Origin of the sequence: Anabaena sp. UHCC 0253, assembly GCF_009712085.1 — a bacterium.
GTDB lineage: Bacteria > Cyanobacteriota > Cyanobacteriia > Cyanobacteriales > Nostocaceae > Dolichospermum.
In genome coordinates, this window is sequence record NZ_VILD01000006.1 from 398806 (window position 1) to 405350 (window position 6545).

Consider the following 6545-nt stretch of genomic DNA (forward strand, 5'->3'; position numbering starts at 1 on the left):
CTCTGTTCCCTGTTCCCTATCTCTACGAGTAAATTTAGAAACCAACCCGGATTTCTATATAAATAGAATTATCAATAATTTAGGATCTAATTCATATCAACTGCATAGTTTTAAAAACATTTTCAGAAATAGTCGAACAATTTCAACATACTTCAGGCAAATTCCGTTAACACCATGTTACATTTAACAAGTGATGCCTTAGAAGCAGGAAGAATATATAGATCAACAGGTGCAATTCAGACGGAAAAATTGAGATCAGATATATATCGTGCTTGGGAAAGATCACACTGTCAAGGTGCAAATCCTCGTGCTTTACAAGCAGAAAAACTCTCAATCATAGATACCGAACGGTTGTTAGATTCACATAGTTATCTAATTAATGTAGCTCAACCCTATGCACGCATTTTATCACAAGCTGCGGGAACAGAACGTCATGCCGTAATGTTAAGTAACCAAGAAGCAATTTTGCTTAATGTTATAGGTGACAAAGAAACCGTTCATGGTTCAGAATCATTTCCTGCTCATGGTACTTTACTATCAGAAGCTGTAGCTGGTGCTAATGGTATCGGTACAGCATTAGCTGAAAAAGATTATGTACAAATAGTATCAGCCGAACATTTTATTGAAGGATTTCATCCATTTAGTTGTCAGGGAATTCCACTACATAATGATAAACAGGAAATTGTCGGAGTAGTCAGTATTTCAGTGCGTAGTGCTGATGCTCACCAGCGATTAAAAGAAATATTAATCTGTGCTTCTCACGGTATTGAAGCTGAATTTTTAATTGCTAAATTAGAAAAAGATGTTCGTCGGATACTAGCATCAAGTCCTGATGATTATCAACCACTAGAAGAACTACGTCAAGATATTATTCAATCACATAATGCAGCAAAATTAAAACTTGAAGTTGTATCTCGCATGGTAGTTGTTAATAAGTTAGACTATGCAATGCAACTACTTCAACAAGCTGAAAAATCAATTCAACTCTTTCGTCACCGTGCCGATACTTGGCGTAATCTTGCATCATTGGAAACAGGTATAAGCCAGGCTTTATCACTTACTAAGTGTATCCAGGATCTTATAGACCTCCTAGCAACTGAAATCACAATCCGTAAAGTTGAAGTTATCACATATTGGCAAGAACCAATCAATGTAATATTTGACCAAAACAGCCTTTTACGTAAGCTGCTTAGTTGTTTTTTACAAGCTTTTGAACGGGGAAATACAGGCGGAATAGTAGAAGTAAAAGTAGATAAAATACAGACTTCTGGATTAGCAAGAGTAAGTTTTCTGGCAATTCCAGCATTAGGTATTTCTAAAACAGATCCAGTCCCATATATTTTTACTCTACCCTTAGTCAATCAGCATTTAGTAAATACTTATAAAATATGAAATTTAATCATTTAGAAAAGCGAAAAGTAGTAATTGCGGATGATGATGAAGATAGTAGAATGCTATTAGCTTTTTTACTGGAAGACGAAGGTTGGTTAGTAGAACAAGCAAAAAATGGTAAGGAAGCGATTGAAAAAGTAGTTCAAGAAAAACCTCATTTATTAATTTTAGATAATAGGATGCCTGAACTAACAGGAACTCAAGTATATCAACAATTACAGGGACAAAAGATTGATTTAACTACTATTTTAGTAACTGCTTATGGAGATATAGAGGAATTAGCCAGTTCTTTGGGTATAGTACATTTTCTCAGAAAGCCAATTGATATTTCAGAACTACTTTTAATCATTGAATCTGCTTCTGAAACAAGGGGTGATAAGCAATAGGAAATCTATGTTAGGGCTAGGAGTTAGGAGTATGGCTTACGCTACGCTATCAATAAGCCCTAAGTAGAGAATATTTTAGAAAATTTCAACTTTCTTTTATTCTATTCCGTTTTCCTCCTGGCGTTCCTGAATTGAAGTATGAAATTGAAAAATCAAAGATTTCAAACCCTTACTCTCTGTGACTGGAGCGCCTCTGCGTGAAACAAAATCATACTCTTAATCAGCAACGCCTTCCTCCTCACTCATGAATGGGCGCAGGCCCTGCGCCCCTACCTCCTAGCTTAAAATTCCACAATTACTGGTGTATGATCACTTGGTTGAACTAACTTCCGAGGTGCAACATCAATAATACAACTTTGGGCGCGTTCATACAAAATTGGTGTGAGATAATGATGATCTATTCGCCAACCTAAGTTACGTTTAAAAGCAGCAGTTCGATAATCCCACCAACTATAATTTTCCCCTTCGCTGTTAAATTTACGAAAAGCATCTGCAAAACCTAAACTAAGAATATCTCGCAAAGCTTGACGTTCTAATTCAGATGCCATAATGTGATTATCTATTTTTACCTTATCATTAATATCTATATCTTCCAAAGCAATATTAAAATCACCACACATAGAAATAGCTGAGTTGGATAATAGTAATATCTGTAAATATTTTTTGAGAATTTTTAACCAGCCTAACTTATATTCATACTTTTCACTACCGATAGATGAACCATTAGGAACATAAAGATTAACAATTCTTACCCCCTCAAATACACCCGTAATCACCCGTTTTTGTGCATCCCATTCTGATGCTAAATCTGGTAAAATAGCACCAAAACCCACACTCACATCTACCAAAGGTAGCCGGCTAATTAAAGCCACACCATTATAAGATTTTTGTCCGGAGATATACGGATAGTAACCTAATTTTTCAAACGCGATACTGGGAAAATCTTTATCTACAACTTTAGTTTCTTGTAAACATAAAACATCAACAGGATTTTCTGTTAACCAATTGATAACCTGTTCTAAACGAGTCCGAACAGAATTCACATTCCAAGTAGCAATTTTCATTATTTATTGAGTATAACGACGGTAAATTAACGGTAAATTAATTGTCTCATAAAAATTAGATATTTATGATCCCTAAGATAGATGAACAAGGTTTATACTAGTTTATAGTTTAGTAATGTTATCGTGGGTTTTTATTGTTCTGATCAAAAAATCTTTTTGTAGAAATACCCTCAAAGCGGCTTAATGTAGCATTCATTGATAGTTTTTAACCTCTAATTTATCCAACTGGGAGAATTATGACTGGGGACTAAAAAACTCAAAAAAATGAACGCCATTAAATCAATCATAAAATCAAAATCTTGAATTTTTTCAGACAATACTTGAATAAATTATCACATTGTCTGCTGTAATATTTTTTAAGGATGACATTGGCATGAGTATCATAGTTAACACCTGCCCCTGCTGTGGCGGTTCGGTTCTGCGTCATGTTCGCTATCATGAAGTTTATTGGTTTTGTCTGTCCTGTAGACAAGAAGTACCAATATTAAGTATAAATAGTGAAACTAAGTTAGAACCCCATAACAAAAAAGTTGTCCCTCAAACTGCTTTAAGTTCTTGAATTTTTCAGGTAGAATCGGGTATTGCTAATTTTAAATACAAAATATAGGCCGATCCAATGAAATATGGTATAAAACCATATTTACATAAGTTATACTCCTGGGCGCAAGCCCTGCGCCCCTACTTCTTTATGGGTGAAAAACTTTGTTAGCAGCATTACTATACGGTCAAGAGGATTTACGCTTAGAACAACTTCCAGATCCCACTCCCGAAGCCGGAGAAGTGGTGATTCAGGTGGAAGCCGCGACTACTTGTGGCACAGATTTGAAGGTGTGGCGACGTGGTGGCCATGCTAAAATGTTGACACTACCCACACTGTTTGGTCATGAAGGTGCAGGACGGATTGTTGCTGTCGGTGCTGGGGTGACTAATTGGCGGGTGGGCGATCGCGTGGTAGCCAATAATTCTGCCCCCTGCATGAAATGTTTCTTTTGTCAACACCAAGAATATTCTTTATGTCCCCATTTAACTTGGAATAATGGCACATTTGCAGAATATCTGAAAATTCCCGCGGCCATTGTTCAACATAATTTGCTACCCGTCCCCGATCATCTGCCCATGTCCTTAGCAGCCATGACTGAACCCCTGGCTTGTGTGTTGCATGGTGTCGCCCGTTCCGGTGTCAAACCCCAAGATAGAGTAGTGGTTTTGGGTGATGGGGCAATTGGTTTGATGTTTGTGGCAGTTTTAGCGGAATATACTGAAGTAATCTTGTGGGGCGGTAATAACCAACGCTTAGAAATTGGTGAAAAACTAGGTGCAGCTAAGACTTTCAACTATCATCAAGTTACAGATATTGCCAAAACAGTCAAAGAATTAACGGATGGTTGGGGTGCAGATGTAGTCATAGAAGCTACTGGTGTACCGAGTGTTTGGGAAACAGCGATCGCTTGCGGCCGTCCTGGTGCAACTATCAATTTATTTGGTGGTTGTCCAAGAGATACCACAATTACCGTCAATACTGAACAATTGCATTATAGTGAACTTACTCTCAAAGGCGTATTTCATAATACACCAGAATATGTAAAAGCTGCCTTATCACTCATCGCTAGTGGTACAATTCCTTTTGACTTACTCATTAGTGAACAGCGCCCTTTACAGGATCTAGAACAGGTATTCATGGATATGAAGGTGCGAAAAGTGATTAAAGTAGCAATGGTATAACTAAAAAAATGCTTAAACAATCTTTACTGAATTTATTGATTTTACCTTGTTCCCTTATACCTTGGTTGACCGCAGAAATACTAGTGAATACTCCAGTTAAAGCCTTACCTGGACAAAGCACAGAAGAAGTAATCACTTGGATTCAAGCACATCCCACCCTCCGTCCCAGGTCGGGAGAAAAATTATCTATTAGCAGAAGTGATACAGCAGCGCAAAGATTTACCTTCCAAGCCTCAGTATTACCCCCCGGTAGAGTCACATTTACCAGAGACCGTAGTACAATTCGCACTGAACGCATGACCATGTTCGATGCCGTCAATGGCATCACATTACAGCGGCTAGAAGAATCTCTGCGAGTAATTTATGGTTTAGATGTGTATCAAGATTACAATGACGCTCAGATTGTATATCAATATCCAAACCAAAGTGCAATTAATACAGCCAGATTAGCAAGAACACCGATTAGGGAAGCTTTACAGGGAGAATTGCGAGTAGGCGATCGCTACGGGTATTGGATAGAAATTGCCCAACCTAAACAAGGTAAAGCGATTACTGGTAAAATTACGGTCTTACTCAAAGCAGATTTAGATAAATTAGAAACAGAATTAAGAACCCGTTAATTTATAGAGTTTGCCAAGTACCCGAAAAAATACTTTCCGCCGCTAGGGAAATCCGGGCTAAATCCTCATTAAGTAGGGGTGGCCATTCCACACCTGCTTTTCGTCCCAGGGCAAAAAACTTCTGCGCCTTTACACCTAACTGATATAAAGCAAAAGCCAGTTCTCTATCTAAGCTGGGGGCTGCTTTCAAAGCTTCAAATACCACCTTTAAAGCTAATAGGGTGGAAGTAACTTGACCAGGAACGGGAGGTTTACCTTGTTGTAAACGACTTAACAGAGTATCTGGATTGTCTGGGCTTGTTGTTTGGTCTATGAGCAGTTTCCGTGCTATTTCGTAGTTCATACTTTTAGCTGGTTTCCATCCTGTGTAAAAGTTATAGTTACCACTATATTAGAAGCATCCAGCACAGGAAGGTTGCAATTTGAAACTAGGGGTAAAGAGAAGGATTAATTAATAGGATCTGAATAATTAACAATTACTACCTCTATTTTAAAGGCTAAATTCGCATAACCACACCTAAATGGACGGACACCACTACTGTTACAAAGATTAAATTTACTTAATGTTTCGTTACAATAAGAGCATTGAGAGAAACAACAAACTTCTCAATGCTCATGTCACAGGTGAATACCATGAATAGTACAATTCGGGTTGGCAACCTTTTTGGAATACCTTTTTATATACATCCTTCCTGGTTTTTAGTTCTAGGTTTGGTAACTTGGAGCTACAGCAGTGGACTAGCGGCACAATTTCCCCAATTAGGTGGGGGATTACCTTTGGTACTAGGATTAATGACGGCGCTATTGTTATTTGGCTCAGTTGTCGCCCATGAATTAGGACACAGCTTTGTCGCTATTCGTCAAGGAATTGATGTCAAATCAATTACACTATTTAGGGCTTGCTGAAAAAGTAGAAAAAGGCAAAAAAAAATTAACTAGGTAGTTAGGCAAAAGCAAAGATAAGTTTTTGTTGTTTAAAATTAGGCAAAACATCACTTTTTCTAATTGAATTAAAGAAAAAAGAGATTATTTGGAAAAATTGCCATAAAAATCCCCAAAAAAACCCTTGATAGTAAGGTAGAAAGATTCATAACTAAAAAAGTAATAGCAATAGCAGTTAGAGAGGTATGAGGAAGTTTAGCCATGACTCTACCCAAACTAAATCTTCGTTTACCCTGCCCAAATTTACCTTCAATACAGTTACGAATACCTTCGTCATAAGCAGCCTGTTTCTTATTTTCTTTACTGACATTTTTAGGTGGTCTTCCCAACGGCGGACCACTAATTCTAATTCCTCTTTCTTGACACCAAGCTCGATTCTCTCTTGTCCGATAAATTTTTATCCACATGAACGGATTCAG

Annotated in this window: 7 protein-coding genes and 2 pseudogenes; 6 read left to right on the forward strand and 3 right to left on the reverse strand. The window is 37.5% G+C overall.

Annotation, left to right across the window (positions count from 1 at the left end; translation table 11 throughout):
- The first annotated feature begins 174 nt into the window (after window positions 1-174).
- Window positions 175-1392, forward strand: a complete 1218-nt coding sequence (locus tag FJR38_RS18335; protein ID WP_168538646.1) for a GAF domain-containing protein — start codon at window positions 175-177, stop codon at window positions 1390-1392.
- Complete coding sequence (locus FJR38_RS18340) at window positions 1389-1778, forward strand: response regulator (protein WP_168498805.1); 390 nt, start codon at window positions 1389-1391, stop codon at window positions 1776-1778. Before FJR38_RS18335 ends, FJR38_RS18340 begins: the two co-directional genes overlap by 4 nt.
- Window positions 1779-2059: 281 nt before the next feature.
- Here the strand turns inward: FJR38_RS18340 and xth are convergent, their stop codons facing one another.
- Window positions 2060-2842: an exodeoxyribonuclease III gene (xth, locus tag FJR38_RS18345; protein ID WP_168538648.1), complete on the reverse strand. Its 783-nt coding sequence runs from the start codon at window positions 2840-2842 to the stop codon at window positions 2060-2062.
- A 373-nt stretch (window positions 2843-3215) separates the two neighbouring features.
- Between xth and FJR38_RS18350 the strand changes: the two genes are divergently transcribed.
- The 3 genes from FJR38_RS18350 (at window position 3216) to FJR38_RS18360 (ending at window position 5184) form a co-directional block, all read left to right on the forward strand.
- Entirely contained in the window at window positions 3216-3401 is a 186-nt protein-coding gene (locus FJR38_RS18350; protein WP_168498801.1) for a hypothetical protein, read from the forward strand.
- Window positions 3402-3544: 143 nt separating this feature from the next.
- The gene (locus tag FJR38_RS18355; protein ID WP_168538650.1) at window positions 3545-4564 is read left to right on the forward strand and encodes a zinc-binding dehydrogenase; all 1020 of its coding nucleotides are present in this window, start codon (window positions 3545-3547) and stop codon (window positions 4562-4564) included.
- Window positions 4565-4572: 8 nt separating this feature from the next.
- A complete protein-coding gene (locus FJR38_RS18360; RefSeq protein ID WP_168498797.1) occupies window positions 4573-5184 on the forward strand; it encodes a hypothetical protein in 612 nt (203 codons plus the stop codon).
- A 1-nt stretch (window position 5185) separates the two neighbouring features.
- On the opposite strand, the gene FJR38_RS18365 is transcribed toward FJR38_RS18360, so the two are convergent.
- A complete protein-coding gene (locus FJR38_RS18365) occupies window positions 5186-5527 on the reverse strand; it encodes a Dethiobiotin synthetase (protein WP_168498795.1) in 342 nt (113 codons plus the stop codon).
- 290 nt (window positions 5528-5817) lie between these two features.
- On the opposite strand from FJR38_RS18365, the pseudogene FJR38_RS18370 reads away from it, so the two are divergent.
- Window positions 5818-6078 (forward strand): annotated as a pseudogene (locus FJR38_RS18370) (site-2 protease family protein); the annotation flags it as partial.
- 116 nt (window positions 6079-6194) lie between these two features.
- Here the strand turns inward: FJR38_RS18370 and FJR38_RS18375 are convergent.
- Window positions 6195-6545, reverse strand: a pseudogene (locus tag FJR38_RS18375) (transposase); the annotation flags it as partial.

What these genes read in the sequence shown, in the direction of transcription:
- FJR38_RS18335 (WP_168538646.1), top strand. Translation starts at nt 175, where the DNA reads ATGTTACATTTAACAAGTGATGCCTTAGAAGCAGGAAGAATATATAGA.
- FJR38_RS18340 (WP_168498805.1), top strand. Translation starts at nt 1,389, where the DNA reads ATGAAATTTAATCATTTAGAAAAGCGAAAAGTAGTAATTGCGGATGAT.
- xth (WP_168538648.1), bottom strand. Translation starts at nt 2,842, where the DNA reads ATGAAAATTGCTACTTGGAATGTGAATTCTGTTCGGACTCGTTTAGAA.
- FJR38_RS18350 (WP_168498801.1), top strand. Translation starts at nt 3,216, where the DNA reads ATGAGTATCATAGTTAACACCTGCCCCTGCTGTGGCGGTTCGGTTCTG.
- FJR38_RS18360 (WP_168498797.1), top strand. Translation starts at nt 4,573, where the DNA reads ATGCTTAAACAATCTTTACTGAATTTATTGATTTTACCTTGTTCCCTT.
- FJR38_RS18365 (WP_168498795.1), bottom strand. Translation starts at nt 5,527, where the DNA reads ATGAACTACGAAATAGCACGGAAACTGCTCATAGACCAAACAACAAGC.